Genomic DNA, 26,490 nt, shown 5'->3' with positions numbered 1-26,490 from the left:
GAAAAAGTGAGAATGCATCAGACGTTCGTCTTGACGCTCTCTTCGATGCCCAGGACCTTCTCAACGATCTCGGCAAGCTCCTCATCGTGGTCGTGGTTCAGGGTGAAGACCCGGCACTGGACCACGCGCGCCGGGATATAGTCAAAAAAATCCTTGAGCGGTTCCTTCTCTACTTTGCGCGTCGAGGGATTGAACACATGGATCTGGCGCTCGCCCATCATCAGCGGGTTGACCGGCCTCGGGTCCTGGCTGGCCATGTCCACCCGGAACTGCAGATCTTTAAGCTTCGGCGAAAGATTCTTTTTTATCCGGCTCACCAGTTCCCTGGCGTCGATGATGGTTTTCCCTTTTTCGAAGGTCTTCATGGAAAGTGTCACGTCATAGGCCATTTTCCATTTTACTTCGCGCGAAAGGATGGAGGCCCATTCCCGTCCGAGCGCCGCCGTGGAACCATCCGCATCGTCGCCCCACTTTCGCACGGCCTCGAGCAGGGACCAGTCGGTCAGTTCCCGGTATGCCTTGAGGTTCTCAACGGGATTGAACGGAAACAACGCCGCCATGGTTTCCTTGAACAGTTCCTTGAGGTGCTCGTCGATCGCCCGCGTGGTTCGATGGTAATAGACGTTCGTGTACATATACAGCCGGGCATTCAGGAACATGTTCAGAGCGGTAAGCCCGGACTTGTGGAGCGTGAGGCCCTTGTCCGTGAAGAACGTGTAATACATCAGCCGGTCGATGTCCACCGCGCCGATGGCCACGCCGCACATGTAGGCGTCGCGCATTACATAATCGAGATTGTCGACGGTGTAAATGCCCGAAAGAAGCGGTTGGAGGAAGACGAGCCACTGCTGTTTTTTCACCGTCGATGCCGACTGGGCCCCCTTGCCGATCAGGAAGGCGATCTGCTCCGGGTCCAGCTTCTCTTTCTTCGCGAATTCGCCATTGGGACTTCGACGGATGTCCTTGATGATCTCCGCCAGTTCGTTCTTGATGATATGCTGCCCCAGTTTTTCATGGGTCAGGCCGAACTGTTCGAGATAGTTGTCGTCGAAGAAGTGTCCAAAGGGGCCATGCCCCACGTCATGCAGGAGGGCCGTCACCCGTAAAAGTTCCTCGATATAGTTTGCCGAAGGGCAATCCAGCGATGCTGCCTTGAGCGAGGGATAGAGGTGACGGGCGAACCGGCCCGCCAGGTGCATGGCGCCGAGCGAGTGCTGGAACCTGCTGTGCTCCGCCGAGGGATAGACCCACCGGGCGCTCTGCAACTGGTATATCTGGCGCAGGCGCTGCATCCAGGCCGTATCGATCAGGTCCTTCTCGGTCTTCTCGCCTTCCACGCGGGGCGTGGTGAACGAGATGTACCCATGGACCGGATCGCCCAGCAGGGCGGTGCCATCATAGAATTCTTCACCCCGGGTAAGTTCACGCATGAAATGATTATACCGTGAAATAAACTACAGTCAACTACAAAGACCGTATCGGCGGTGTAAACTGCTCTGGGTAAATTCTGCATTGAAAAGAAAAGGGTGTATTGCCCTTCTGGCCATCTCATAAGAAAAGAGTAGGAATACACCCAATGGAAGCTCGGTAGGTCGGGTAGGCACCGCGAAACCTGACGCATCAAATTGAAGCGATTGTTAAGAATTGTTATTTTGGATCTGTTGGGTTTCACTGCGTCCTACCCAACCTGCAACTTCGCAGAAGATCTCTGCACCTGCCATCCGGACCCATACGATCAGCGGAGCCATCGGGATCAAAACAGAATATACGCTTTCGCCCCCGCCTCTATAGCATAATAAACGGACCGAAAGTCTTTTTTCGAAAGAGAGAAACGCGGTATTCGCGTCTCGAGCTCGACCGCCGGTGCATATTTGCCCTGTAGAACCAGGGACTTTTCGAAGACCAGCAGATTCTTCCCCCTGATTCCCTCGATCTTTTGTGTAAGCGTCAGCGCGCCGCGGGTGAGCCTTCTGACCCGGCCCGATACGAGTGTGAAAGAAAAGTCCTTGAGTATCCGGTTCTTGTACTTAAGCTGCCCGGTCTTTGCGGAAATATTGATGATGAGGTACTTCGAGTCCGACGCGTACATCGCACTCTGAAAGACCAGATAGGCCTGCTCCCGCTTGAGCTTCTCGATGCTGGCGCTCAGCTGCTTCTGCTGTTCAAGAAGCTTTCCCCGTTCTTCCCCGTCCTGTTCGCCGCTTTCCGCTCCCATGAGAAACAGGGAGAACAAAAGGACCCACCAGACTGTTTTGCTTGCTACCTTACTCTGCATTCTACACTCCGCACTCCGCACTAATAAATATACACCTTGGTGCCGTTCTTCACTGATTTGTAAAGTATTTCGAGATTATCATCGTCAAGGGAGACACACCCGTGGGTAAAGTGGGTCCCCAGAAGGTTCTTCCACTTCGTGCCGTGGATCTTGTACCCGTTCCCGAGAAGGATGGCGTACTTGCCCATCACGTCCCGCACGAACCGGTCCGGGTCGTTCTCCGGCGGTATGGGCATGTTCTCTTCCACATAGGACCAGTCGGGCCTGATCCAGACCGGGTTTCGTTCCCTGCCAAGGACCGTGAGCGAACCTGTGGGGCTTTCAAAATACCAGTTTCTTCCCCTGTCCTCCTTGAGAAACTGCCGGCTGCCGGTCCCCACTTTCGCCGTCAATACAATGGAGTTGCCCTGTCTCATCGCAAGCCGGTTGTTTTCCGTGTCCACGACCAGATAGAGCTCATCGTCGTCCATGTCCCTGAGCATGTTCCTGAGCCCCAGGTTTTCCTCATCAAGCTGCGCGGCCTGCTCCTGCAGTGACTGCACATCACTGCGAAGCACCTCGATGGGCACAGCCTGAGCTTCCGAACACCCCGTCAGCATTATGAATGAAAACAGCAGAAAGGACAGTCTCTGGACGATTATCGACTTCATTCTTGTCACGATCTTATTCCGCACTCCGCAATCCTCACTCCGCATTAAGAAAGATCTTCCCCGGGTTCAATATATTGTTCGGGTCAAGGGCATGTTTGATCCTTTTCATCGCCGCGATTGCTTCAGACCCCAGTTCCATCGGCAGGTAGGCGGCCTTTGACAAGCCGACCCCGTGCTCGCCGGTAATGCTCCCCCCAAGCCGCAGCGTGGCCGCGAAGATCTCTTTTACCGCGGCTTCCGCCTTCGGCAGGTCCGCTTCGTCGAACAGGATATTCGTATGAATATTGCCGTCCCCGGCGTGGCCGAAGTTCACGATCAGGAGTCCGTACCGCTCCGCGATCGCCGCGATCCCCTGCAGGCTTTCGGCTATTCTGCTGCGCGGCACCACAATGTCTTCGTTCAACTTTTTCGGCTTGATCGTATAAAGTGCCGGAGAGATCGCCCGCCGCGCCTTCCAGAGCTGTTCCCGCTCCGCATCTGACCCGGCCCGATCCACGCGCGCGGCGCCGCTCTGCATCATGATCTCCGCGATCCGGTCCGCGTCCCGTGAGGTTGATTCAGCAGGTCCGTCCACCTCCACCAGCAGCATGGCGGCCGCGCCGTGCGACAGGTCCTCTTTCAGGTAGCCCTCGACCGCCCTGAGCGCTGTCTGATCCACAAACTCGAGCGCCCGGGGAAGGACCCCGCTTGCCATGATCGCGGATGCCGTTTTCGCGGCAACAGGGATCTCGTTGAAAAAAGCGGCCAGGGTCCTCACGCTCTCGGGCAAACGCAGGAGTCTCACGGTGATCCTGGTAACCACGCCGAGCGTGCCTTCGGACCCGACAATGAGTTTCGTGAGGTCATATCCCGCCACGCTCTTGGCCGTGCGCGCGCCGGTCGTGATGATCTCGCCGGTGGGCAGCACAACCTCAAGGCCGAGCACATAGTCCTTGGTAACGCCGTACTTCACGGCGCGAAGTCCGCCGGCGCATTCGGCCACATTCCCGCCCAGGGTGCAGAACATGCGGCTTGCCGGGTCCGGGGGATAAAAGAGACCGCGCGATTCTACCTCGCGCTGCAGATCGCCGGTAATGACGCCCGGTTCGACCACGGCGATAAAATTCTGTTCATCGATCTCGAGAATGTGGTTCATGCGCTCGAGCGAGAGCACCACGCCGCCCTGGACCGGTATGGACCCTCCGGACATGCCGGTCCCCGCTCCGCGCGGCACCACCGGGAATCGTTCCCGGTTGGCCAGCCTGAGTATCTCCGATATCTCCCGGGAAGTCCTGGGGCGCACCACGACCCAGGGGAGCGCTTCCTTCCGGGTTGCATCATAGGAATAGACGACCAGCTCTTCAGGTGAGGTGGAGAAGTTGGCGGGGCCGACAATTGACTTCAGTTCTTTGAGAACAGATGGTTTAAGCATGAGTGGTGGTTGTCCAATCGGAGTGAATCCCGCAATGTTGCATCACTGGCGGATGCATTATCTTATCAGTCTCTGCTGCAGAATGTCCCGCAGCTCCCTTCTACCGTCTAACACGCAATGGATAAAAACAGATTCTTCAGCTGCCTCATAGAGTATCCGGTATGGCTTAAAAAAAACCTCCCGATATTCACGTATGTCAAGCCGTTCCAATTCAGGAGGGTAATGTCCTCTCAAGGGAGCACTTTGCAGACTCAGTATGACCTGTTCGATGTTCTGAGACAGCCTTTCAGCCTTCTCTTCGGAATCATTGCGTTTGACGTAGAGGTAAATATGATCTATGTCTTTTTCCGCGTCTTCGAGAAGATAAACCGCGAATGCTTTTGTCATTTTGATGCCGCCCATTTTTTCCGCAGATCCTTGAAAGCCCTCGGAACAGGTTTATACCTCCCGCCCGCAAGGCTTTTTTTGCTCTGGGCGAGGATCTTGAGGAGAGCGAGACTCTCCTGAAGGTCCTCATACTCGCTGATGCCCTGAATAACCGCCTTTGCCTCCCCATTGAGGGTGATAAAAACAGGACTTCGGGTTTCGCCAATATCCCGGATAATTTCAGAAGCATGCGTCTTAAAGTAGCTTATGGGCTTCACTGCTTCGCTTAATTTCATGGTTATTCTCCTTCGGTCGTCAAGTCTTAATATAGTATAAATTAAGGTCTAATAAATTGCAACCCTTGATTATAGGAAAGAGAAAGAAAAGGCAGGCCGAAATAGGCCCGCCCGTATCTATGGACTTTCACTCCGAACTCCGAAATTTAACGCGCGGGTGAGACGCGCGCCTTTTGCGCGTCAGACTCGACCCGCTGGTTGGAATCTGCTTCTATTGGCTTAATTTGGAACTGGCAAGCCGATTAAGACTGACGCCGAACTCAGCAGCCTGTATGGCAAGTTTTTGATGAACCTGAGGGGGGACCCGCACCATGAATTTGCCGCTGAAATGACGGGACGAGATCGGTTCGGGTATGGCTTCACCTTTTTTATGCATGTCCCTCATGACATCGTCAACCACATTACGAATGCCTTTCAAGGCGGATTCCGGCGTTTTTGCCAGCCAACTAAGGCTGGGAAATTCAGCGCACAGCCCTACATATTCGTTGTCGTCTTCAGACCATGTTACCCGATATGTAAATCTATCTTTCTTCATGGACATGATCCACCTCCAGCCTTTCTATTGCCAAGAGCACCTGTTTAACCTGATATGCTTTTGCTTTCCCTTTATGGTTTTGAATGTTTATCCTTGGATCGCCTTGCCACGGGGTTTTGTAAATTCGATGACTGCTCCCCCCTTGGCGAGGTTCGCCAAAATAATGATCGCATACTTTGCATAAATCATTGAATCGGACATCCCGCGGATTCTGACGTATATGGGCGAGCACGTCTTCTATTTTACTCATATTCCCATAGTATCATTATTGGTATCATTGTCAAGAATTATTTTGCGGACATCTTCGGAGCGTGGGTTGATAGACAGGTTGGAAAAGCTTATTGTGCGATATGCCTGGAAACCACGAACACATCGACATCACTTCTTGAGCACTCTTCATTCGAGGCATCGTTGATAGTTATAACTTCAATCGTCTTTCCAGATTTTTCAGTGAACTTAACGTGATGTATTTGGCGATAAAGAGCTCCTCCAATCTTCTCCGATGCCAATCTGATGGTTGATGTTTTAGTGAAATCTACCTTGCTGTTATCAGTAATCCCCGCATTTTTCAAATGAACAAATGCCATTTTCGTTGGCCAACGCTCAGTTCCGGCGCAATCTGGATCTTTAGCGAGTGCCAATGAAGGTGATATGACTATCAAAAGGAGTACCATCAAAAAATTCATCATAAATGTCTCCCATGTTTCAACAAGGGGATCACGAGCCCCCTATATAATCCCGGATTTGCGGTGTTATCTATTTTAGCAATGATTATGCCACGTCGGCTTCCATGTTCAAGACGAATATATGCCTGATTCAAGGCGATGTCAACGATAACGAGAGGTGTTTTAAGGGCATGTCAACAGATACGGAATGCAACCAGAACCTATCATTTTATTCAAAATCTTCATCGACCTCGACCATCGCTCGCGCTACGCATATACGCGATAATCGATATCGGGGAACAGATTGTCGCTGTACTCTATCTCGCCAAGCCAGCGTTCGTCAAGAGCGTTTCCTTTAATATCGCGATACAGCCTGTCGAACCTGAGCAAATGTTCTTTCGTTCTCTTGACCGCATATTCTACGTGGCTGCCGGTCTTCATGATAAAAGCCCAGTCCGAGCTCTGGGCAAGCAGCAGTTCCCGTGCCGCCTGTTTTAATGCCCGCTGCTGCAATCCGTCGGCATGGGGAAAGGACCGGGCCAGCTCCACCATGCGGTCAGCGGCCTTGTGCAGATGCCGGTAGATCCAGTCGTTCGCTCCGTTCAGCCACACCTCGGCATATCCCCGGTAGCCCCAGCTTGACGGCGACGGCGTGGCGATCTGGCACTTCGGGTTCTCCTGCAGATACTCGGAAGGAGTGATGAGGCGCACCGTCTTCTGGTCGCACACGGTCTTGCGGATCAGGAAGTTGATCCAGTCCGGTCCCTCGAACCACCAGTGGCCGAACAGCTCCGCGTCGTAGGGCGCGACAATGATCGGCTTCCGTCCGGGGAACACCCCGGCGAGCCATTCGACCTGCTTCTCCCGGTTGAACAGGAAGTTGCCCGCATGGTCGGCGGCCCGCTCGAGCGCCCAGCGCGGGATATAGGGTTCTTTGTCATTCGACGCGCCGGTGATCTTGTGATACTTGATCCCCAGGTTCACGCGCACGCCGTCCGGATGCAGATAGGGTCTGACGTACTCATAGTCAAGGTCAAAACCCACGTCACGGTAGAAATCCCGGTAGTTGTAGTCCCCCGGATAGCCCTCCACGGAACTCCAGACCTGCTTTGACGATTCAATGTCCCTCCCGAAGGCAGCCACACCCGAGCGGGTATAGATCGGCGCATAGACCGCGTACTTCGGTCGGGGCGATGCGTGGAACACCCCGTGCGAATCCGTGAAGAAGTAGCGGATGCCCGCTTCGTGCAGGACCTCGTCAAGTCCCTCGTAGTAGCCGCACTCCGGCAGCCAGATCCCCCTCGGCGCCCTGCCGAGGTGCTTTTTGTAATGTTCGACCGCAACCATGATCTGCGCGCGGACCGCGTTCCTGTTCTGCATGAGCGGCAGGAACCCGTGCGTGGCCGCGCAGGTGATGATCTCCAGCACGCCCAGGTCCTGAAATTTTTTGAACGCTGTGACCAGGTTGCGGCCGTATTTTTCCTCGAACACCGCGCGGGCATTGACGAACATGTCCCGATACATATGCGCGAGGGGGTTGAACTCCGGCTGGTCCTTGGTACGCTCGATCTCGTTCTCCGCGAGTTCGATGAGCTTGCTGATATGACGTACGTATCGATGTTGCAGCAGGGGGTCGGTGAGCATCGCGATAAGCGTGGGTGTCAGGCTCATGGTAATGCGAAAGTCGATGCGATCGTTCAGCAGATCGTCGAACACATTGATAAGCGGAATATAGGTCTCGGTGATGGCCTCATACAGCCAGTCCTCTTCAAGGAACTGGTCATGCTCCGGGTGTCTCACATACGGTAAATGGCTGTGAAGCACCAGCGCCAGATAACCTTTTTCCATCCTTCCTCCGTTGTCCTTGACCTTGTTTTCATGTGAGGATCTCTTCTGATCGCGCTTTTTTCGAATCATTCACACTGCCTTCCGTAACGAGTCAAAATAAAAGTCCATCCATGAACGGATGGACTTTACGCATGTGTGTTCTCATACATCGCGGTGCGGGCAAAAGAGCCGGCACCGGATATTACTTTCGTTTTGCCCGCTCACGGGAGAACAGGCCCGGCGAGGTGATCTCCAGCTCGCGTCTCCGTTTGAGCATTTCCTGCATTTCCGGCGACGAGATGCCTTTCCGGAATCCTTCCGGATAGCCATACAGCTTCCAGAACTCCTCATCCACGAGCATCCACTCTTCGTCGATCACATCGGAAATGCCGTCACGCGGCATGGTGATGTAATTCGACCGCGCGATCGTCAGGAACCGTCCGCCCGGAGAGAGCAGCCCGATGTCCGCGCAGAAGGAATGGGCCGGCCGGCCGATATCGAAATACCAGCTCCCGATCCGGTCCACCACCTCCTGGTCGAAAAACCCGGTGGCGTTCCGGCCGTCGAACTGCACGCCCGTGATATCGTAGATCCTCACACAAAGTTTGCTGTCCCAGCCGAACCACGCCTTCTCCCGTTCAATCCGCGCCGGCGTCGCTTCCCAGTATGCGTAGGCCACAAACGGGTCCCGCGACAAAATAGAGATCCTCTCCTCGTTGTATCCCAGCGGCAGTTCTCCGGAGACCACGGGCACCGTTTGCGGCAACGGCCCGGTATAATACTTGGACTCCGCCACCCGTTCCTGCGCCAGGAGCGGTTCCTCAATGCCGGGAGGCAGCTTCCATTCGCGCACCGGGCTGGTCTTCGGCGATGTTTTCCCGGCCTGCGGACGTTTCTTCGCCGCGCGTTTCGGGTTGGTCGCGCTCTTTCTTGACTTCACTGCTAGTTTTTTCGCCGGCTTTGCAACAACCGCTTTTTTCGCAACTGATTTTTTTACTGAGACGATAACTTTTTTGGCGACAACCTTTTTCCTGACTTTCTTTTTTAAAGATGCAACAGCTCGCTTTCCAGCGGGCTTCACGACAACGGCAGTGAGCGCTTTGATGATATCAGCCTTCTTACCACCTGCGGACAGTGACACTTTTTTCTTTTTGGCCAGGGCTTTGAGCTCAGCCACAGTCATTGCTGTTAAGTCTGATTTTTTCATCTCAACCCCCTTTCCGTAAACGTGATTGCCTTCCCCTGATAATTACGTTCAAACTATAGCACAAAAAACCGCATTGTCAAACCGAATCTGGTTTCATGTTTTTGACAAAATGGAAAAAAGATCTTATACTGCGCGATATGAAACCTCGTGTTGTCATAACCGGCCTGGGCGCGGTAACACCCCTCGGCAATGATATGAAGACCACCTGGGAAGCGCTCAAGAGCGGCCTCTCGGGCGTACGCGCGATCACCAGGTTCGACGCCTCCGCCTTCCCCTGCCGCATTGCCGGAGAACTCGATGGGTTCGACCCGCTCGCGTATATGACTGCGAAAGAAGCGCACCGGACAGACCCGTTCATCCAGTACGCGGTGGCGGCGGCCATGATGGCGGTGGAGGATTCCCGCCTCTCATTTACTCCGAACTCCCTGCTCCGAACCGGCGTCCTGGTCGGTTCCGGCCGCGGCGGTGTGACAACACTGGAGAGGAATATGGCCGCGTTCCTGAAGCGGGGAACGAAGGCCGTGTCCCCCTTTACGACGCCCATGTCGCTCGTGAACATGGCTTCCGGATATATTTCGATGATGCTCGGCGCCACAGGGCCGTGTCTCGATGTCTCGACCGCCTGCGCCACGGGCACGCACTCACTGGGCGAGGCCATGAAGATCATCCAGCGCGGCGATGCGGACGTCATGCTCGCGGGTGGAACGGAAGCCGCGATCACACCGCTCATCCTCGCGGGTTTCTGCCAGGCGAAAGCGGTATCGCTTCGGAACAGCGCGCCGGAGAAGGCGAGCAGACCCTTTGATAACCACCGGGACGGATTTGTTCTTTCCGAGGGCGCCGGAGTGCTCGTTCTGGAAGAAATGAGACACGCGGAAAAACGGGGCGCGAGAATTTACGCGGAACTCGCGGGATACGGCCTGTCATCCGATGCGTATCACTACACACGGCCGGATGCTGAGGGCGACGGCCCGGCCCGCGCCATGAACCTCGCTCTTTCGGATGCGGGAATGAGACCGGATAAAATCGATTATATCAATGCCCATGGCACCGCGACGGTATCGAATGATCGGATGGAAACGGTCGCCATTAAAAAAGCCTTCGGCGAATACGCGGGAACGATCGCAATAAGCTCGTCAAAATCCATGCTCGGACACATGCTCGGCGCCGCAGGCGCGGTCGAAGCAGCCATCACCGCCCTCTCCCTTGCAGAAGGCATCATCACACCGACGATCAATCTTGAACATCCTGATCCTGATTGCGATCTCGACTTCGTACCGGACAAAGCAAGAAGGCAGACGATCAGATCCGCCCTCTCCAACTCCCTCGGCTTCGGCGGGATCAATGGGGCGCTTGTTCTCACGGCCGTGTCCTAAGCTCCTCCACCCGAAAAATCAACATATCCGCCAGAGCACTCATGACTCATCCGACGGATCCGGGCAGTGACAATATCGCTTAAGCATCACTATTCGCAGAGTTAATACACAGATTAATCTATCTTATCGATTAGTTGCAGCAAATTGCACTTGACTTCTAAAGATATAATCAATATATTACATGAACATTAAAAGCTTGTAGTTTAGTTGCTCAGGATTATAAGAAAGAACAATCCCACCAATGGAGGTAACCCGGCTTGCTTCGCAACGCACAGCTTAAATTCTGATCCGCGGTTTTAAAATCAAGCATCTTTTATCTCTATCGTGTTCATCTGTGGATACCGAATGATCCGGGACCACGGGTTTCATAGGATCTGTTATATTAGTGTTTTGATCTGCGTTGTTACCAGGTGGCTTAGACTGTCTATTATCATCATTTGTCTCGTGCGTCACTATCGGAATAAAAAATCTATAAAGGAGGTATATGCATGAAAGTTTTCAGAGTTATCGCAGTACTCGCCTTCCTCGCTATGCCCTGTGCATTCCTGATGACTGGTCAGAATGCGTATGCGGCAGAAGCAAAGAAAGCGAACAGCATCGACGAACTCGCAAAGATGTATGATTCATCCGGCTGCAAAGACTGTCACGAAGAGATTTATAAGGAGTGGTCGAAATCTATCCACTCACGGTCCATCTTCGGGACCGGCAGGACGGCTGCAACGATCATGACCACGGTGAAGGTTGGCCTTACCGGCTGGGAGCATTCCGGTGTGAAGAAACCGGAAGATGTCCAGGTAAAACACCTCATGCTCTGTGCCAAATGTCACCTTCCGCAGCTCGCGGAAGCAACGGACAACGTGGCCAAGGAGATCGTGAAGTACTCCTACGTATACGCGGACCCGAAAGCGACCGATGAAGCGAGAGAGAAGGCAATCGAGCAACTCTCGAAGGTGAACATCAACTGTCTCATCTGCCATCAGCGGAACGCGATCACCCACAAATGGGCCGACGGGACGCCGGCGAAAGACACGGTATACGGGTCCAAGAACGGCGAGCATGCAGACCCGGCCCATCCCAAGATGAAAGAAAGCAAGATCATGGATGAGTCCATTCTCTGTGGTCAGTGCCACGGACTCGGGCCGAATTTTGAGCTCGAAGAACCGTCACAGTGCGCCACGCTGTACGGAAGCTATCTCTGGGCCTACACTGCCGATGGTGGACAGGAAAAGTGCCAGGAATGCCACATGAAGAAGAGCAAGCTCGGCCACAATATGCAGAGCTATCGCGATCCCGGCATGGGCAAGGCGGCAGTGGACTTCAAGGTTGAGACCCGCGGCATGCAGTGGCGCGACGGGGCAAAGATGGTGCCCCAGGCGCTTGTGAAGGTTGAGATGATCAACCGTGCCGGTCACTCCATCCCGGATGGCTGACCAACCCCCAACCGGCTGGTCCTGGAAGTGACCGCTAAAGACAGTAAAGGTAAAGAATTGTACAAGCAGTCAAAAGTCTACATGCCCATTCCCCAGCAGCTCGGCCGCGGCGACAAGATGGGCCGCGGACCCTATGAAAAGAGCGGCATGCTCCGCGATACAACGTTGCCGCCCAACCGTCCCGTGAATGAAACGTTCGAGATACCCTTCCCGGCGGAATTCACGAAACAAGACGGGAAAAGCGTAACAACGATCCTTGATTACGATATGACCGTTACGGTGGAACTCTTATATATGCCGTTCGGCGTCAAGGATGCTGACACCTTCACCTGGCAGTCAGTAACGAAAAAAGTGAGCATCGAAAAAGGCGGTGTGTAAGGAACCGCTTTGCAACCACCAATGATCAGTTGATAACGCAAAATGCCGGCGGGATTCGATCTCCCGCCGGCATTTTTTTGTCTTATCTCCCGGGAAATACCGCGTTCTCTGGTTCGACGCACGAGGTCCGCCAGGGAGAACCTTGCTTCACTGTTTGCTGTAGCGCAGGTAGCGGCCCTTGCTGTCTTTCTTGACGCGATACATGGCCTCGTCTGCCCTGTTCAGAAGCGTCTCCGCGTCTTCTCCGTCCAGGGGATAGAGGCTGATGCCGATGCTCACCCCGATCGATCGACGGTGCCCCTTCAGGTCGAACGGCTCAGACTGGATTGCAATGATCTTGCGTGCCACGATCTCCGCTTCCTCGGGTGTCGTGATCATGCGACAGATGCCGACAAATTCATCGCCGCCCATACGCGCGATCGGGTCTGATTCCCGCATACCGGATACCAGCCTTTTTGACACCTCCTGGAGCAGCCGGTCACCTGCCTCGTGCCCGTACGTATCATTAACGAATTTGAAGTCATCCACGTCGATGTAGAGAAGCGCAAAGATATTCCGGTTTCGTTTTGCCACAGCCAGGACCTGTTTAAGGCGGTCAAAGAACAGCATGCGGTTGGGCAGCCCCGTAAGCGGGTCATGCAATGCGAGATGCTCGATCCGCTGCGCCGCCAGTTTCCGCTCGGTGATGTCACGGAAGATCGCCTGCATCGCCGGTTTCCCCTGGTAGGAGAAACGAACGCCGGCGACCTCCACATCGATCACTGAGCCGTCAAGCCGTACATACTTTTCCTCGGTCCACGAAACCCTGTCCGCGCTGTTTTCAAGCTGTTGCATTCGCGCTTTCTCGATTTCCGCGTAATCCGGATGTACGACATCCAGTACGGACATGCCGATCAGTTGGTCCGCATGGGTTGCCCCGAGCAGCCTCATCCCGGCTGGATTGACGAATTCGAATTTGCCCTCAACGTACACGGAAATGCCGTCCGGTGAAAGCTCGATCAGCCGCCGGTATCGTTCCTCGCTTTCCCGCACAGCCTCTTCAGCTGTCCTCCGCTCGGTAATATCCCGCGTCTCATGAACGATCCGTGCTATGTGTCCGTTCGCATCCCGGATGGGCGATGACGACACCTCGACGTACCGTTTATTTCCGCTTGCGTCATAGTGAACATGTTCGACCGTCGCATGTCCGCCGGTTTTAACCGTTTCGAGGAGCGGACAGATATATTCGGGCGTCGTGCATAGATCCTGCCGGTTATGCGTTATCTCGTGGCATGTTTTGCCGATGACCGCATCTCCCTGCACTCCGTGCCTGGCCAGAAATGCGGCATTGGCCCTTACAATTTTGAATGTGTCCGCATCGATAATCATAACTTCTTCATGCAGGCCGTCAAGCACGGTCTGAAGAAATGCGCGCAACTGGTCGAGGTCCCGGGTCCGGTCGCTGACCCGCCGCTCCAGAGACTCGCCAAGCAGAAAGAGGTCCCGGGTCCGGTCGCTGACCCGCCGCTCCAGCGACTCGTTGAATAACCGGAGATTTTCCTCGGCCTGCCTGACTTTCTTGATCGTATCCCGCGTAAGCTTGATGACAATGAGAACGAAGATCGCACCGCCGAGGAACACAGGGGCGGTGATCAGTTCCGTGGGGAAGGAGAAGTTGCTGACGAGAATGATGAAGAACAGGAGATACCCGGCGAGGAAGAACTGCATGAGCATTGACATGAAGCGCCATCTTCCCAGAAGTTCATCCGGAATGAGGCGCTTCATCTTCTGCCCGGCGAGAATGGCGGAAAGCATGAGAAAAGCTCCGCACAAAACAACCAGGCTCGTAACGATATTTACCGTCGTATTAGCATCCATCGCGTCTTTCTTCGCGACGCTCGGCCCTTGAAAAGCACTGCCCGGCCAAAGAGCTTCTCGATATATATATGATTATATCAGATGGTCGACGCCGAAGCAATCCAATAGCGGCCTTCTCATCGTTACCACATATGGCGCAAAGGATAATCGATAAGGGTCTCATAAAAAGTAGCCCCTGCAAAGGGCGCTTTTTGAGAAGCGGATATATGCAAAAAGAGATTGCGGATCATTGAGTTCTTTATTATACTAGAGAAAAAGTCAGGCGTTTGCGGATTCAGCGCAACCGTGATGCTGGAGCGGGCTGTTTGTCCAAAGCACGTTGCTGAATGTTTTCTATAACAAGGGGTAAACCAAACAGAATATGGGGAAAATCCTCCTGATCGATGATGATGCCGCATTTCTCAAGCTGCTCGAGGAATACGTGGAAACGCGTTATCCCGGCCTTACGGTCCTGACCTGTAATGATCCGATCAAGTGCCTCACCTCCATCACCGATGACCTCGATCTCCTGCTGGTCGATCTGGAAATGCCGGGCCTGGATGGCTCCAAGATCCTGGCCTACGCCGTCTCCACGGGAGTAAGCAAGAACAGGATCATCATTCTTTCCGGACACGACGCTGAATATCTGCACGACCGGTTTCCGATGGGCAGATGCCTGGCGGTGCTCAACAAATTCGAGGCCCAGCAGGAAACCGTTCTGGATATGATCTTCAACTCCCTGCAACAGAAAAGCTCATCCCCTTCCTCACCATAGTCCGGATACCCGGTCAATTCAGCGGAACAAGAAAAAAGTTAAAAAACCTGGAATAGACATAAAACAGTTAAGGACCGGAGATTTCCTCAGGACCTTTTCCCATCATGTTTATTCTGCATTCGCGACGTGCACAACAGAAGATGAGACTTGCCCTGCTTCCTGTATTTTCATGAGATCCTTATTGATTTGCCCGGTTATCCTGAGTTGGACCAACTCGAAGAGATACAGCCTTATTATCAGAATAGAATGGACTCAAATTCAGGGGTGAGCAGAATTAATTTGTCTTTTTGGATTTTTATCTCCCCCCCCTTCTGCCACTTGTCGAGAACCCGCGTCACGGTCTCACGGGTCAGACCGGTCATGTCGGCGATATCCTGGTGAATAAGCTTGATTTTCAAGACGGTGCCGTCAGCTCTTTTTTCACCATGAGATTCGGCAAGCATGAGAAACAGCATCTTGATGCGCTGGGCGGCGTTATTGAAGTTGAGCATCTGTATTGTTTTTATGGACTCACGCAGCCTTGCACAGAGGATCTGAAGCAGGTTTTCAAGCACTTTATTCTGGCTGCGCAGGAGATCATAGAAATCCTTTTTCGAAATAAGGGCGGTCGTGGAATCCCTGGTGGCAGAGACGGCTGCGGGGGCGGTTTTGCCGTCTATCAGGGAAAGCTCGCCAAAAAAATCACCCGTCCGATGCACCGTGAAGATTATTTCTTTTCCGGCATCGGTGGTTTGGACCACCTTAGCCTCCCCGTCAAGGATCATATACATAAACGCATTTGTGTGTTCTTCGTGCAGGATTATTTCGTTTTTTTTAAAATTCTTGATAACGACCTTATCCCGTATCTCATGAAGTTCATCAGAGGTCATTGACGCAAAGAGGGCGATCTTCCTTAATAATTCTATCCTGGATTCTTCTTTCACTGCGAACCTTTCTTTCCACGCTCGGACTGCAGCATTGTACTTCGCACGCTGTCCCCTGCCCTGTCAACAGGAGCTTCTATGACAAGTTTAATGATTCACTGGCGCCATTGTCAAGTATATTTTGCACTATTTGCGACGTAACCGTATCATCCCTGTCTCGCTTTGTTTTTTTCTCAGGATCAGTTGGTTGAAGAAGGACGGGTAATTCCGCTGCGCTCTTGTGCAAATCCTTCAGCGGGGCTGTTACCGCAATATCCCCTTCACGATCACATCCACCGCCTCTTCAGGCGAAAGGCCGTGAGCCAGGAGTGTTTCCATCTGTCGCTTGTCCACGCTGCCGATCGCTGCCTCATGCGTCACTTTTGCCAGGGGATGGGTCACCTGCACGAGCGGATAGGCTTTTGCCACTGCCCTGTCCTTCACGATCTCCATGCAGTCCACGTGACCACGGGCGCCTGCGGCATTGCCCTCGGTAATGCCTCTGACTTCGGCAATGGCATCGTCCTCGATTGCGACCCTGGCCTTGATGAGCCCTCTCGCGTTGTCTCCGTTCAACATGACTTTTTCCTGAATTGCAATGTTGTCATCGGCATGGCCGAATACGCGGGCCACAAGCTCAACCACCGCGTTCTCGCCGGCCTCGACCGCGTAATCGATCCCGAGTTTGCCCACCCTGCCCGTGGTGAGCGTAAAGTCCGTGAAGTACCTGCCGTTCTTGCGCACCTTCACCGCGAGCTTCGGCACAACCTCGATTCCGCCATGAGGGCCGTGATAGTGGGTCTCGAAATACCGCATCTCGGCGTTCTCGCCGATGTCCACCACAGCATCCATGATATGCAGGACCTTCTCGGCATTCGGGAAGATACAGTGGGCTATGAAGGTTGCCGAGGAGTTCTTTTCGAGCGTGACATCCATCTTGATCTCCTGCGTGCCTTTTTTGTGGAGTACTCCGAAGCAGAGGTGGACCGGCCTCTGAAGCTTCACTCCTTCTCGCACGAGGACACGTGCTGAGATGCCGTTGCCGGTCTCTTTGGCATCGACATCGATGCCCTCAACGATCCGGGAACTCAGGATCGAATGACTGCTCACGGCAAGGTGCGCCGTCCCCGCGTCCGCGAGCGCGCCCGTGTCCCCACCTGCTTCGCCGAATGCCTTCATGAGCTCATCAAGTTCAGACATAGTGGCACTCCACCTTCGTGCAGGTCACACACTTCTGCGTTTTATAATGCTCCGCTACCTTTTCCGGGCTCCCGGAACAGATGATCTTGCCGTGGCATAACTGGGACGCCCGGTCTGCGATGCCGGCGATCTCCTCGCGGTGCGTGATCAACAATACCGCGGTCCCGCGGTTTCTGAAGGCCTTGATCACGTTCATGACGTCCTGGATCGACAGCATATCGATGCCCGAATCGGGCTCATCAAGGATCGCGAGCTTCGGGTTCAACGCGAGGACCGAGGCGAGTTCGATCCTCTTGCGTTCACCTCCGCTCAGGCACTTATCGACCATCCTGTGCACATAGAGATCCGGAGAAAGACCGACAAGCTCAAGGAACGGTTCGGGATCGGTCTTCGGGAGTTTCATGGTGAGGTAATCTCCGACCGTGATCCCCTCGAACCGGACCGGCTCCTGCCATGCCATGGTAATGCCGAGCCGGGCGCGCTCGTGGATCGGAAGATCATTCACGACCAGGCTGTTGAAACGGATCTCTCCTGATGTCGGCCGGTATCCCTCGCAACCCATGAGGAGGTAGGCGAGCGTGCTCTTGCCCGTGCCGTTCGTGCCGAGAAGCGCATGGACCTCTCCCCGTTCGATGGAGAGAGACAGCCCTGAGAGAATGGGGTTTGTCCCGTCCGGACCGACACCATAAACGACGTTATCGACCTCGAGTAGCGGCATAGCCGTTCCATTTACCTTGATGAACCTTGTTGACAGCAGATCGTTCCTGTTCTGAATGGGTTTCTGTCTTTATTGTAGCAAAAATATGGGGTTACTTATCGAGGAAGTGTGGGTCGGCAGAATAAACGTGAACAGCCATGCACAAAAAAAGCCGCTGTCCAAATAACCAGGACAGCGGCTTATAGTATCTTATAAGGTTCAGATCAACAGCTGCAGGATGAACCGCAGGAACTCGGCTGCATGCCCGTAAGCACAAAGCCCTGACCTTCCTGGAAATCGATGTTCGTGCTCATCAGCATTTCGTGCGCCCGCTCTTCCAGGAAAACCTTCAGGCCCTGCATCTCAAGGGTCTTATCGCCCATCTGGGCAGCTTTGGCTATGTCCATAGCCAATGAGGGGCTTCAGCCGCCCGGTACAACGAATATTCGTACACCGTCTCCAGCAGTTCCCTGCTTTTCAACGACTTCCTTGAATTTGTTTACAGCACCTTCTGTTAAATTTACCATTCTTCCTCCTTCATTGCCTGAGTATCAAACCCGGATATTAATTATCACATTTTTTATATTACCTCTATAATCGAATATTCGCAACTGTTTTCTAATAATTGCAATCTTTTTTTTATCGAACCATTACATCATGACGTATACCGTTAAAAAATAGAACGTAGTTTCCCGGTTTCTCCCATCTGAAAATAGATATATATACCCCATAAGCCTTACAACTCTTTTTAATCGAACGCACCATACTCTCCGTAAACCCGACGAAAGACCAACATTGAAGAATTTAATAACGCTTGTGCCCGAACACTTACCTCGCCCATCCAATAATTCTTGGTAACATTGTCCGCGATGATCAAACTCATATGCCGCTCCTTTTCTTATCCAGCGCACAGTGTTTTAGAACCCGCCGCCTCTCCCCAAGGCGACCACGGTCTCACCCGGTTTGAGTGATACTAGCGCCTGCGGATATCCGCACTCAAGAACCATAGTGACTCCCTCCGGTACGGATAAAACATCTTTATTCTACCAGTAAGTCACACCCAGATACACTCCCGCAATCACGAGCACCGCTCCGCTCAACCGTTTCGAGTACAGCGAGAAATTATTGACCCCTTTCGAACTCACAATGTTCTCCGTCAGCCCGATGGAGAGACCGGCGATGAATATGAGCGCGCAGTGGCCGATGGCGTAGGCAAAGAGAAGCGACCCGCCGTATAGTATGTCGCCCTGGGTCGAGACATAGGCGAGGATCACTGCGAGAACCGGAGTGGCGCAGGGGGATGAGACCGTCCCGGTCAGGAGTCCGAGGAGAAAGGCGCCCCAGAGACCACGGGACTTCACCTGCCGCGTTTTCTGAAACGGGAGCGGGACTGATAAAACTCCCATAAGATGGAGGCCCATAATCACAGCAATCATCGCGAGCCCGATATAAAGCCACCTGCCCATGAAGCCGAGGAACCCGCCCATCATTGACGCGGCGGCGCCCAGCAGGGTAAATGTCAGAGAGAGGCCGAGGATGAAGACCAGCGAGTAGAGTGCCGCCTTTTTCTTGTTCCCTTCTGAATAGCCGCCAACGTAACCGATGATCAGCGGGATAGCCGCAAGCACACAGGGGCTCGCCGCTGAGATAAGGCCGCCGATAAATACGGCAAAATAAGCCATACTATGATTGTTTTGTACTATCGATTGAATGTTGCTCAGCATGGCTTCCATTCTTCTTCACCCCTTCACCGATTCACCTCTTCGCCATTCTTTACAATCCCGCCTTCTTTAACACCGGCGCGATCTCTTCGAATGCGTAATAGCCGATATGCCGGTGAAATTCCTTCCCTTCCTTGTCCAGAAATACCTGCGTCGGAATCATGGTAACGCCAAAACGTCGCGGGTTCTCGCGGTCCTTTTTGACATCGATAAACAGGACCTCCAGCTTGTCTTTATAATCCATCCTGAGCTTTTCCATGACCGGCTTCATTTTATCGCAGGGAATGCATCCCACGGACCCTATTTCGAGCATCACAAACTTGCCCTGTTTTTTCGCGCCGTTCAAAGTATCCTCAACCACATCTGCGCTGCACAGCCCGGCTATTGCCATCACGATCACGAGCGTAACTACCGATACAATTCTGCTTTTCATGGTGTCCTCCATTTACTTACCTTTTTTTTGGCATTTCATCCTTGATAATCACCTGGACCTTATAATGGTCCGCATTTCCAACCAACGACGGTCCCCGTTGCCATCAGCGAACGACCATCGTCAACATTACAGCGTTTCCGTTGCTTTAATGTCGCAAGATCCATTTTGATAATATTTTCTCTGAAAATACCGTGAAACGTTTACCAGCCCGATCAACACCGGCACCTCGACGAGGGGGCCGATGACGGTTGCAAATGCCACGCTGGAGTTGATGCCGAAGACCGCGACCGCCACGGCAATGGCCAGCTCAAAATCATTCGATGCCGCCGTGAAGCTTAGTGTCGCGGATTTCGGATAATCGGCGCCGATCTTTTTGGCAATAAAAAACGTCATTAAAAACATGAAAACAAAATAGATAAAGAGCGGAACAGCAATGCGAAGCACATCAAAGGGCAGTTTGATGATGTACTCGCCCTTGAGCGAGAACATCACGACGATGGTGAACAGCAGCGAGATCAGCGTTATGGGACTGATCATCGGGATGAACGTCTCATGGTACCACGTCTTGTCCTTGATCCTGATGAGCGTGAACCGGGTGATGATGCCCGCGAGGAAAGGGATCCCGAGGTAAATGAACACGCTCTTGGCGATCTCGACGATCGAAACGTTCACCGCGACACCGGAGAGTCCGAAGTACGGAGGAAGAATGGTGACAAAGAACCAGGCGTAGATCGAATACGTCAAGACCTGAAAGAGCGCGTTGAATGCAACCAGCCCCGCAACGTATTCCGTGTCCCCGCAAGCCAGATCATTCCAGACGAGCACCATGGCGATGCAGCGCGCAAGGCCCACGAGGATCACGCCGACCATGTATTCGGGATACCCGTGAAGAAAGACGATCGCCAGCAGGAACATGACGATAGGACCGACGATCCAGTTCTGCACCAGGCTGACGGCAAGAATGCGCCAGTTCCTGAAGACCTTCGGAAGTTCCTCATAGCGTACCTTGGCGAGCGGCGGGAACATCATCAGGATGAGGCCGATGGCGATGGGGATATTGGTCGTGCCGACCTGGAACGTGTTGATGAATGTCTCAACACCGGGAATAAGATATCCCAATCCCACGCCGAATGCCATGCCCGCAAAAATCCAGAGTGTCAGAAACCGATCGATAAATGAAAGTCTTTTGCCGGCCGATTCCGCCATGATCAGTTCCCCTTTGTCTTGATCCCGGAGACGAATTGTTCTGTTTTCACCCAGATCTCATCCCTCGCCCGCCGAAACTCCTTCATGATCTTCTCCTCCCTGCCCATGGTCCCGACCGGATCATTGATCGGCCAGTGGAGCCGCTTGATCCCCGGGGGCGTCACGGGACAGGCTTCTTCCGCGTTTCCGCAGAGCGTGATGACCGCATCCATGGTCTTCAGGAGCTTCTCATCGATCGTCTTGGATTTCTGGCCTGATATGTCTATCCCGATCTCGTTCATCACGGCGACCGCGCGGGGATGCACGCCCGCGGCAATGAGCCCCGCGCTGAACGGTTCAATGATGCCCTTCCCGAACTCCCGCGCTAATCCTTCGGCCATCTGGCTCCGGCATGCATTGCCGGTGCAAAGGAACATTACTTTCATCATCGTTTATCTCCCGCAACAGTTGCGCTTGTCGCGCAAACTGACGACCTTTGCCTTTGTGTCCTTGATCTTCAGAAACACGCCAAGCCGTTTCCTGTCTTTTTGAACAGCGTCCAAGGGCGCCTTCTCGATCACGGCAAGGACCAAAAAACGTTTGAACAGGTCCGACGTATCAAGACGATAATGGATCCATCTGCCCTGTTTCCGGTCTATGATGAGCCCCGCTTCTTTTAACGCGTTCAGATGAAAAGACACCTTCGGTTGGACCATGTCCAGTGCGGCAACAATGTCGCAAACGCAAAGTTCGCCCTGCTCGAGAAGTTTGATTATTCTGAGCCGGGTCTCATCGGAAAGCGCTTTAAATATGGTTGACAGTTCATGCATGTTATTTTCGGCAACTTGGTGAACCGGTTGATCGGTGCGTTGTTACGGACATTTTTCGCCGATTCACCTATTCTTTCCTGATCAATTCCTTCACCTTCTCGAGCGTGGGCAGCGGCTTGCCCGAATGCTTGATCTTTCCGTTCACGATGAGGCCCGGAGTGGACAAAATGCCGTGCATCGCGATCTGACCGATGTCGGTGATCTTCGTGACCGTAGCGTCAAGCCCTAGTTCCGTCACCGCTGTTTTGGCCAGTTCCTCCATTTTAAAGCAATTAGCGCATCCAGGACCAAGAACCTTGATTTCCATTTTTCTCCTCCTAAAGAATCGCGTTGAACAGATACCCCACGCCGATGATCGTGACGGTCATGATCGAGACGAACACGGCAAGAAGTTTGATTTTCAGCACCTTCCGAAGAATGATCATTTCAGGCAGTGAAAGGGCCGTGACCGCCATCATAAAGGCGAGCACGGTTCCCATGCTCATGCCTTTTTCCATCAAGGCATGGACGATCGGGATCACCCCGGCTGCGTTGGAATAGAGGGGTACGCCAAGGGCTACCGCCAGGGGAACACCAAAAGGATTTTGCGGACCGGCATACCGGACCAGGAAATTCTCAGGCACATAACCGTGGATGAATCCGCCGATCCCGATGGCAATGACCACGTACAACCATACCCGCTTGAGAATGTCCACCGTACTCCAGCGGGCGGAAACAAGCCGCTCCTTGAACTTCGGTTTCGCGATCTCCTGGGAAATGCCGAGTGCATGGATCTTATACACATACTCCTCGACCCATTTTTCAAGGTTCAGTTTGCCGATGATCATGCCCGCAACGATCGCGACAAAAAGACCGGTCCCCAGGTAGATCAGTGCGATTTTCCAGCCGAAAAGCCCCCAGAGAAGCACGACCGCAACTTCGTTCACCATCGGCGATGAAATGAGGAACGAGAACGTTACCCCGAGAGGTACACCTGCTTCGATGAACCCGATAAAGAGCGGGACCGCGGAGCATGAGCAGAACGGCGTAACAATGCCCAGGAGCGCGGCGAGGATATTACCGATAAACTCCCGTTTATGGGACAGGATGCGCTTGGTCCGTTCAGGAGGGAAGTAGGACTGGATGACGGATACCACGAAGATAATGACAGAGAGCAGCAGGAATATCTTGATCGTGTCGTAGATAAAGAATTCCAGGGCGCCTGAAAGCCGGCCCGGTTCCATGCCAAAGAGAGAATAGACGACGTAGTGTGCGAATTCCTTGAGCATCCCAGCCTCCAACATATAAATAACTTTTTATATATTTAACAGGGATGGCCGATATTGTCAAGGCTATTCTTTGTTTGTTTAATAAAAGGATTGATCGTGGTTTATCCGCCGATCTGAGACATGGGAGACATTGCAGGATGGAATAAGGCCCCTTCGTGCAAAGCGTGACGCGCGGGTTTGGACAAGATGGCGCGGCGATAGAAGCTTTCCAGCTCATCATCGGATGCGCCGCTTCTGAGCGGAGTTTTAATGTCCACTGACATTTCTGAGAAAAGGCACGGTCTTAACTTGCCGATTGCGGTGAGCCGCAACCTGTTGCAGGAACTGCAGAAACAGTCGCTAATGGGGCTGATGAAACCGATCATGCCCTGTGCGCCCTCTATACGGTAATTACGTGACGGACCTCCCCCCTTGAACGGAAGCTTGACGAGCTTGCCTATGGCAGCCACACACGCCATGATCTCGTTTTTGCTCAGATACGCATCAGGTTTCCATGCTCCGTTTTTTCCAATGGGCATAAACTCGATAAAGCGGATGTGTACGTCCTTATACAAGGTAAGAGCGGCAAACCTGGCCACTTCATCGTCATTGACACCCCGGACCGGGACCATATTGATCTTCACCGGCGAGAGCCCGGCCCGTTCCGCTTCCGCTATTGCTTCCCATACGCGATCAATCTCGCCTCCCCTCGTTATCTCATGGTATCGCTCCGCGATAAGGGTGTCGAGGCTGATATTCACCCGATCGAGACCAGCCTTTTTAAGCTTTTGCGCCATGCCTGCCAGGCGTTGTCCGTTTGTGGTCATACTGATGTCCTGAATGCCGGTGTTCTTGATCCCCGAGATGAGCTGTATGATATCATTACGCAGAAGAGGTTCCCCGCCAGTGAGGCGGACCTTTCTGACGCCGTATTTGCATGCGATGCGCACGATCCTGATGATCTCATCGCTGGTGAGAATTTCGGACTGGTCGAAGTGTTTGAGTCCCTCTACCGGCATGCAATAAATGCATTTCAGGTTGCACCGGTCGGTTATGGATATTCTGAGATAGTCGATCTGACGGTTGAACGAATCAGTGAGCACGGCAGCCCGCTCCGCGAACGGCATATCCTTTTGTTTTGAATCCAGTGAAGTCATCCCAGCTTACCAAAAGGACAGACCGGATACCTGCATACGTCGCACTTCATGCACAATCCGCCATGGCCCAGAGCCGCAACCTCTTTTCGTCCAACGCGTTCACCCGCAAGCACTCGGGGAAGGACCATATCGAAGATCGTGGTCTTTGCATACATGCCACAGGCGGGGATCCCGAGAATCGGAATCTCGCCGAGATAGGCGACAAGGAACATTGCACCCGGCAAAACGGCTGAACCATAAGTGATGTCGCCTGCGCCCAGCTCCCGGATCGCGAACCGTGTTACGTCATCGGGATCCACGGACATGCCGCCCGTGGTGATCAGGAGATCGGCTCCCGCATTCATCAACTCCCGGAGCCTGTCCACGATAAACTCTTTATCGTCCGGAGCATAGTAGACGCCGACAAGCTCCCCGCCGATTTCCTCGATCTTTTTCGTAATAACCGGCGCAAAGGCGTCTTTAATTCTGCCATGGTACACTTCGTTCCCGGTGATCACGACGCCGACCTTCGGCTTTCTGATTTCCCTTACCTGGATGATCTTTCCGGCGCTTTCACCGATAGCGACCGCTGCCTGAACAATATTTTTCTTGACGAGCAACGGAATCGCCCTCGTCCCCGCGACTGTCTGTCCTTTTTTAACTACGGTATTGTCGTGAAGCGTTGCGCACATGACTTCGCCGAGCAGGTTGAATTCCAGAAGTGCGTCGCGGTCGATTTTCAGCAGTCCATCCCTGCGCGCGATAATGTTGATCTTCCCCTCACGCGGCTCACCCTTTATCGCGACCCCCTGGCCTATAAGCGCGTTCGCGATTGCGTATGCCGCGTCGTCCTCATGCATCTCGTCTTCACCGACCTGTAGCACGAAGAGATGCTCTTTGCCGAGCCGCTGAAGATGACAGACGTCTTCGGCCCTGATGATGTGCCCCTTTTTGAATGCACATCCTTTAAATTCACCGGGACGTATCTCCGTAACATCATGGGCAAGGACCGTGCCTATGGACTGCTGAACGGGTATCGATTTTGTTCCTGGTCCTTGCTGATCATGAAGGGTGTCACACATGGGCGCCTCCCTTAAATATTTTCCTGAACCGTTTATCGACGAGCTCTTGTATGCCTTTTTCCAGGGCTTCATATTTTTTCAGAAACTTTCGAGCATCAGCCGTTAACGTAGCACCTCCACCGTTCTTTCCGCCGGTTTGCCGGTCGACAAGCCTCACGCCGAGCCGTTCTTCCATGGCCTTGATATGGCCCCACGCCTTGCGAAAGGAGATGTCAACTTCCCGCGCCGCCCGGTTGATCGAGCCGTGAGAGTCTATGGCTTCAAGGAGAAAACGCCTGCCCCGGCCGAAGACTGGTTCACCCCCGACCTCGATCCATATTTTTGACCTGATATCCAGACCGTTATGGCTTTTTTGCATAACGCACCGCCAACAAAGATTTTATTTCTTCATAGTAGCCGCCCCTGGCGCAGGCAACACACAGAACCTTGTCGTCCTGATAGACCTCTCGCATATCCTGAACATGCTCACCACAGGATTCGCACTGCACTCTGCGCATCGGCCTTCCCGGCATATCCTCTTGCCGCAGTTTCACGGCAACTTCCCTCACGTCGAAAAGCTCTTCATCGGACATGATCTTGTACGCCTCAAGTTGTCCGGCATATTTATTCTCAATCTCCGGGAACCGCTCCTTTGCCTTCTCCCGCGAGTCCTCGCGGGCAATAATCCGCATCGCCCTGCCCGTTTTCAGGTTCAGGAACGTCGCCGCCATCTTGCCGTAATCCATGAACTTCATGGAACGCTTACCGAGACTGCAGCCTGTCACGGATTGGACTGCGTCCGTTGCACACCGGTCCATCTCAACGTAAACTATGATGCTCTTCCGGTCCTTTTCCTTCGGGTCCTGAATGCCGATCTCCCGCAGCCCGAGCATCGACATGCGTACACCGAGCACCTGACCAGCGCAAAGATGACCGTGAATTTTAGCCGATTCGTCGAGGAGAGCATTAAAATCAAATTGCCCGTATGTCATCATCGCATATCCAGTCAATAAAAAACTTCCCCTGCTCCCCCCTTTGCAAGGGCGGAAGT

The 26,490-nt window shown here is 53.4% G+C and carries 30 protein-coding genes and 1 pseudogene; 4 read left to right on the top strand and 27 right to left on the bottom strand.

Going from position 1 to position 26,490, the window contains the following annotated elements; all coding sequences use genetic code 11:
* Positions 1-17: 17 nt before the first annotated feature.
* The 11 genes from M0R70_06230 to M0R70_06180 form a co-directional block, all read right to left on the bottom strand.
* Complete coding sequence (locus tag M0R70_06230; GenBank protein MCK9418957.1) at positions 18-1,430, bottom strand: HD domain-containing protein; 1,413 nt, start codon at positions 1,428-1,430, stop codon at positions 18-20.
* A 323-nt stretch (positions 1,431-1,753) separates the two neighbouring features.
* A complete protein-coding gene (locus M0R70_06225) occupies positions 1,754-2,275 on the bottom strand; it encodes a hypothetical protein (GenBank protein MCK9418956.1) in 522 nt (173 codons plus the stop codon).
* A gap of 20 nt (positions 2,276-2,295) precedes the next feature.
* On the bottom strand, positions 2,296-2,925 hold the full coding sequence (locus M0R70_06220; protein ID MCK9418955.1) for a L,D-transpeptidase: 630 nt from the start codon (positions 2,923-2,925) through the stop codon (positions 2,296-2,298).
* Between the two features lie 34 nt (positions 2,926-2,959).
* The gene (locus M0R70_06215; GenBank protein MCK9418954.1) at positions 2,960-4,336 is read right to left on the bottom strand and encodes an FAD-binding protein; all 1,377 of its coding nucleotides are present in this window, start codon (positions 4,334-4,336) and stop codon (positions 2,960-2,962) included.
* Positions 4,337-4,393: 57 nt separating this feature from the next.
* Complete coding sequence (locus M0R70_06210; protein ID MCK9418953.1) at positions 4,394-4,738, bottom strand: type II toxin-antitoxin system RelE/ParE family toxin; 345 nt, start codon at positions 4,736-4,738, stop codon at positions 4,394-4,396.
* Positions 4,720-4,998 (bottom strand): type II toxin-antitoxin system Phd/YefM family antitoxin, encoded by a 279-nt coding sequence (locus M0R70_06205; GenBank protein ID MCK9418952.1) that lies wholly within the window; start codon positions 4,996-4,998, stop codon positions 4,720-4,722. The genes M0R70_06210 and M0R70_06205 overlap by 19 nt, the downstream gene beginning before the upstream one ends.
* A gap of 211 nt (positions 4,999-5,209) precedes the next feature.
* Positions 5,210-5,539 (bottom strand): type II toxin-antitoxin system HicB family antitoxin, encoded by a 330-nt coding sequence (locus tag M0R70_06200; protein ID MCK9418951.1) that lies wholly within the window; start codon positions 5,537-5,539, stop codon positions 5,210-5,212.
* The gene (locus M0R70_06195; GenBank protein ID MCK9418950.1) at positions 5,520-5,783 is read right to left on the bottom strand and encodes a toxin HicA; all 264 of its coding nucleotides are present in this window, start codon (positions 5,781-5,783) and stop codon (positions 5,520-5,522) included. The genes M0R70_06200 and M0R70_06195 overlap by 20 nt, the downstream gene beginning before the upstream one ends.
* 88 nt (positions 5,784-5,871) lie before the next feature.
* Positions 5,872-6,222, bottom strand: coding sequence for a hypothetical protein (locus M0R70_06190; protein MCK9418949.1), 351 nt, complete (start codon positions 6,220-6,222; stop codon positions 5,872-5,874).
* 243 nt (positions 6,223-6,465) lie between these two features.
* Entirely contained in the window at positions 6,466-8,046 is a 1,581-nt protein-coding gene (locus M0R70_06185) for a DUF1957 domain-containing protein (GenBank protein ID MCK9418948.1), read from the bottom strand.
* Between the two features lie 181 nt (positions 8,047-8,227).
* Positions 8,228-9,232 carry a DUF4912 domain-containing protein gene (locus M0R70_06180; protein ID MCK9418947.1) on the bottom strand — a complete coding sequence of 335 codons (1,005 nt, stop codon included), beginning with the start codon at positions 9,230-9,232 and terminating at the stop codon, positions 8,228-8,230.
* A gap of 137 nt (positions 9,233-9,369) precedes the next feature.
* Between M0R70_06180 and fabF the strand changes: the two genes are divergently transcribed.
* The 3 genes from fabF (at position 9,370) to M0R70_06165 (ending at position 12,416) form a co-directional block, all read left to right on the top strand.
* Positions 9,370-10,608, top strand: a complete 1,239-nt coding sequence (gene fabF / locus M0R70_06175) for a beta-ketoacyl-ACP synthase II (GenBank protein MCK9418946.1) — start codon at positions 9,370-9,372, stop codon at positions 10,606-10,608.
* A gap of 530 nt (positions 10,609-11,138) precedes the next feature.
* Entirely contained in the window at positions 11,139-12,038 is a 900-nt protein-coding gene (locus M0R70_06170; GenBank protein MCK9418945.1) for a cytochrome C, read from the top strand.
* Between the two features lie 81 nt (positions 12,039-12,119).
* Positions 12,120-12,416 carry a hypothetical protein gene (locus tag M0R70_06165; GenBank protein MCK9418944.1) on the top strand — a complete coding sequence of 99 codons (297 nt, stop codon included), beginning with the start codon at positions 12,120-12,122 and terminating at the stop codon, positions 12,414-12,416.
* Between the two features lie 147 nt (positions 12,417-12,563).
* Here M0R70_06165 and M0R70_06160 read toward each other — a convergent pair whose 3' ends face one another.
* Positions 12,564-14,273 (bottom strand): diguanylate cyclase, encoded by a 1,710-nt coding sequence (locus M0R70_06160; GenBank protein ID MCK9418943.1) that lies wholly within the window; start codon positions 14,271-14,273, stop codon positions 12,564-12,566.
* Between the two features lie 361 nt (positions 14,274-14,634).
* On the opposite strand from M0R70_06160, the gene M0R70_06155 reads away from it, so the two are divergent.
* Complete coding sequence (locus tag M0R70_06155) at positions 14,635-15,027, top strand: response regulator (GenBank protein MCK9418942.1); 393 nt, start codon at positions 14,635-14,637, stop codon at positions 15,025-15,027.
* Positions 15,028-15,263: 236 nt separating this feature from the next.
* Here the strand turns inward: M0R70_06155 and M0R70_06150 are convergent, their stop codons facing one another.
* The 15 genes and pseudogenes from M0R70_06150 to M0R70_06080 all read right to left on the bottom strand — a co-directional run bounded on the left by M0R70_06150 (position 15,264) and on the right by M0R70_06080 (position 26,434).
* Positions 15,264-15,950: a Crp/Fnr family transcriptional regulator gene (locus M0R70_06150; GenBank protein MCK9418941.1), complete on the bottom strand. Its 687-nt coding sequence runs from the start codon at positions 15,948-15,950 to the stop codon at positions 15,264-15,266.
* Positions 15,951-16,193: 243 nt separating this feature from the next.
* Positions 16,194-17,129, bottom strand: a complete 936-nt coding sequence (locus tag M0R70_06145) for a SufD family Fe-S cluster assembly protein (protein ID MCK9418940.1) — start codon at positions 17,127-17,129, stop codon at positions 16,194-16,196.
* Positions 17,122-17,847, bottom strand: coding sequence for an ABC transporter ATP-binding protein (locus tag M0R70_06140; GenBank protein ID MCK9418939.1), 726 nt, complete (start codon positions 17,845-17,847; stop codon positions 17,122-17,124). Before M0R70_06140 ends, M0R70_06145 begins: the two co-directional genes overlap by 8 nt.
* A gap of 203 nt (positions 17,848-18,050) precedes the next feature.
* The gene (locus M0R70_06135; protein MCK9418938.1) at positions 18,051-18,233 is read right to left on the bottom strand and encodes a hypothetical protein; all 183 of its coding nucleotides are present in this window, start codon (positions 18,231-18,233) and stop codon (positions 18,051-18,053) included.
* A gap of 636 nt (positions 18,234-18,869) precedes the next feature.
* Entirely contained in the window at positions 18,870-19,559 is a 690-nt protein-coding gene (locus tag M0R70_06130) for a cytochrome c biogenesis protein CcdA (protein ID MCK9418937.1), read from the bottom strand.
* Positions 19,560-19,599: 40 nt separating this feature from the next.
* The gene (locus M0R70_06125) at positions 19,600-19,980 is read right to left on the bottom strand and encodes a thioredoxin family protein (protein ID MCK9418936.1); all 381 of its coding nucleotides are present in this window, start codon (positions 19,978-19,980) and stop codon (positions 19,600-19,602) included.
* Between the two features lie 126 nt (positions 19,981-20,106).
* Positions 20,107-21,186, bottom strand: a complete 1,080-nt coding sequence (gene arsB / locus M0R70_06120) for an ACR3 family arsenite efflux transporter (protein MCK9418935.1) — start codon at positions 21,184-21,186, stop codon at positions 20,107-20,109.
* A 2-nt stretch (positions 21,187-21,188) separates the two neighbouring features.
* Positions 21,189-21,614, bottom strand: coding sequence for an arsenate reductase ArsC (locus M0R70_06115; protein MCK9418934.1), 426 nt, complete (start codon positions 21,612-21,614; stop codon positions 21,189-21,191).
* A 171-nt stretch (positions 21,615-21,785) separates the two neighbouring features.
* Positions 21,786-21,995: pseudogene (locus M0R70_06110) on the bottom strand (metalloregulator ArsR/SmtB family transcription factor).
* 67 nt (positions 21,996-22,062) lie between these two features.
* Positions 22,063-22,302 (bottom strand): thioredoxin family protein, encoded by a 240-nt coding sequence (locus tag M0R70_06105; protein ID MCK9418933.1) that lies wholly within the window; start codon positions 22,300-22,302, stop codon positions 22,063-22,065.
* Positions 22,303-22,312: 10 nt separating this feature from the next.
* On the bottom strand, positions 22,313-23,263 hold the full coding sequence (locus M0R70_06100) for a permease (protein ID MCK9418932.1): 951 nt from the start codon (positions 23,261-23,263) through the stop codon (positions 22,313-22,315).
* A gap of 101 nt (positions 23,264-23,364) precedes the next feature.
* Entirely contained in the window at positions 23,365-24,399 is a 1,035-nt protein-coding gene (gene moaA / locus M0R70_06095; protein MCK9418931.1) for a GTP 3',8-cyclase MoaA, read from the bottom strand.
* Positions 24,396-25,460 (bottom strand): molybdopterin-binding protein, encoded by a 1,065-nt coding sequence (locus tag M0R70_06090; GenBank protein MCK9418930.1) that lies wholly within the window; start codon positions 25,458-25,460, stop codon positions 24,396-24,398. Before M0R70_06090 ends, moaA begins: the two co-directional genes overlap by 4 nt.
* Positions 25,453-25,818 carry a winged helix-turn-helix domain-containing protein gene (locus M0R70_06085; GenBank protein MCK9418929.1) on the bottom strand — a complete coding sequence of 122 codons (366 nt, stop codon included), beginning with the start codon at positions 25,816-25,818 and terminating at the stop codon, positions 25,453-25,455. The genes M0R70_06090 and M0R70_06085 overlap by 8 nt, the downstream gene beginning before the upstream one ends.
* The gene (locus tag M0R70_06080; protein MCK9418928.1) at positions 25,802-26,434 is read right to left on the bottom strand and encodes an FmdE family protein; all 633 of its coding nucleotides are present in this window, start codon (positions 26,432-26,434) and stop codon (positions 25,802-25,804) included. Before M0R70_06080 ends, M0R70_06085 begins: the two co-directional genes overlap by 17 nt.
* Positions 26,435-26,490: the final 56 nt, after the last annotated feature.

The sequence above is a fragment of the Nitrospirota bacterium genome (assembly GCA_023229435.1).
In the GTDB taxonomy this organism is placed as follows: domain Bacteria; phylum Nitrospirota; class UBA9217; order UBA9217; family UBA9217; genus JALNZF01.
Note: the sequence above shows the minus strand (reverse complement) of the source record. Positions and strands in the feature narration are given on the sequence as shown.

What these genes read in the sequence shown, in the direction of transcription:
- M0R70_06230 (MCK9418957.1), bottom strand. Translation starts at nt 1,430, where the DNA reads ATGCGTGAACTTACCCGGGGTGAAGAATTCTATGATGGCACCGCCCTG.
- M0R70_06225 (MCK9418956.1), bottom strand. Translation starts at nt 2,275, where the DNA reads ATGCAGAGTAAGGTAGCAAGCAAAACAGTCTGGTGGGTCCTTTTGTTC.
- M0R70_06220 (MCK9418955.1), bottom strand. Translation starts at nt 2,925, where the DNA reads ATGAAGTCGATAATCGTCCAGAGACTGTCCTTTCTGCTGTTTTCATTC.
- M0R70_06215 (MCK9418954.1), bottom strand. Translation starts at nt 4,336, where the DNA reads ATGCTTAAACCATCTGTTCTCAAAGAACTGAAGTCAATTGTCGGCCCC.
- M0R70_06210 (MCK9418953.1), bottom strand. Translation starts at nt 4,738, where the DNA reads ATGGGCGGCATCAAAATGACAAAAGCATTCGCGGTTTATCTTCTCGAA.
- M0R70_06205 (MCK9418952.1), bottom strand. Translation starts at nt 4,998, where the DNA reads ATGAAATTAAGCGAAGCAGTGAAGCCCATAAGCTACTTTAAGACGCAT.
- M0R70_06200 (MCK9418951.1), bottom strand. Translation starts at nt 5,539, where the DNA reads ATGTCCATGAAGAAAGATAGATTTACATATCGGGTAACATGGTCTGAA.
- M0R70_06195 (MCK9418950.1), bottom strand. Translation starts at nt 5,783, where the DNA reads ATGAGTAAAATAGAAGACGTGCTCGCCCATATACGTCAGAATCCGCGG.
- M0R70_06190 (MCK9418949.1), bottom strand. Translation starts at nt 6,222, where the DNA reads ATGATGAATTTTTTGATGGTACTCCTTTTGATAGTCATATCACCTTCA.
- M0R70_06185 (MCK9418948.1), bottom strand. Translation starts at nt 8,046, where the DNA reads ATGGAAAAAGGTTATCTGGCGCTGGTGCTTCACAGCCATTTACCGTAT.
- M0R70_06180 (MCK9418947.1), bottom strand. Translation starts at nt 9,232, where the DNA reads ATGAAAAAATCAGACTTAACAGCAATGACTGTGGCTGAGCTCAAAGCC.
- fabF (MCK9418946.1), top strand. Translation starts at nt 9,370, where the DNA reads ATGAAACCTCGTGTTGTCATAACCGGCCTGGGCGCGGTAACACCCCTC.
- M0R70_06170 (MCK9418945.1), top strand. Translation starts at nt 11,139, where the DNA reads ATGCCCTGTGCATTCCTGATGACTGGTCAGAATGCGTATGCGGCAGAA.
- M0R70_06165 (MCK9418944.1), top strand. Translation starts at nt 12,120, where the DNA reads ATGCCCATTCCCCAGCAGCTCGGCCGCGGCGACAAGATGGGCCGCGGA.
- M0R70_06160 (MCK9418943.1), bottom strand. Translation starts at nt 14,273, where the DNA reads ATGGATGCTAATACGACGGTAAATATCGTTACGAGCCTGGTTGTTTTG.
- M0R70_06155 (MCK9418942.1), top strand. Translation starts at nt 14,635, where the DNA reads ATGGGGAAAATCCTCCTGATCGATGATGATGCCGCATTTCTCAAGCTG.
- M0R70_06145 (MCK9418940.1), bottom strand. Translation starts at nt 17,129, where the DNA reads ATGTCTGAACTTGATGAGCTCATGAAGGCATTCGGCGAAGCAGGTGGG.
- M0R70_06140 (MCK9418939.1), bottom strand. Translation starts at nt 17,847, where the DNA reads ATGCCGCTACTCGAGGTCGATAACGTCGTTTATGGTGTCGGTCCGGAC.
- M0R70_06135 (MCK9418938.1), bottom strand. Translation starts at nt 18,233, where the DNA reads ATGGACATAGCCAAAGCTGCCCAGATGGGCGATAAGACCCTTGAGATG.
- M0R70_06130 (MCK9418937.1), bottom strand. Translation starts at nt 19,559, where the DNA reads ATGGAAGCCATGCTGAGCAACATTCAATCGATAGTACAAAACAATCAT.
- M0R70_06125 (MCK9418936.1), bottom strand. Translation starts at nt 19,980, where the DNA reads ATGAAAAGCAGAATTGTATCGGTAGTTACGCTCGTGATCGTGATGGCA.
- arsB (MCK9418935.1), bottom strand. Translation starts at nt 21,186, where the DNA reads ATGGCGGAATCGGCCGGCAAAAGACTTTCATTTATCGATCGGTTTCTG.
- M0R70_06115 (MCK9418934.1), bottom strand. Translation starts at nt 21,614, where the DNA reads ATGATGAAAGTAATGTTCCTTTGCACCGGCAATGCATGCCGGAGCCAG.
- M0R70_06105 (MCK9418933.1), bottom strand. Translation starts at nt 22,302, where the DNA reads ATGGAAATCAAGGTTCTTGGTCCTGGATGCGCTAATTGCTTTAAAATG.
- M0R70_06100 (MCK9418932.1), bottom strand. Translation starts at nt 23,263, where the DNA reads ATGCTCAAGGAATTCGCACACTACGTCGTCTATTCTCTCTTTGGCATG.
- moaA (MCK9418931.1), bottom strand. Translation starts at nt 24,399, where the DNA reads ATGACTTCACTGGATTCAAAACAAAAGGATATGCCGTTCGCGGAGCGG.
- M0R70_06090 (MCK9418930.1), bottom strand. Translation starts at nt 25,460, where the DNA reads ATGTGTGACACCCTTCATGATCAGCAAGGACCAGGAACAAAATCGATA.
- M0R70_06085 (MCK9418929.1), bottom strand. Translation starts at nt 25,818, where the DNA reads ATGCAAAAAAGCCATAACGGTCTGGATATCAGGTCAAAAATATGGATC.
- M0R70_06080 (MCK9418928.1), bottom strand. Translation starts at nt 26,434, where the DNA reads ATGATGACATACGGGCAATTTGATTTTAATGCTCTCCTCGACGAATCG.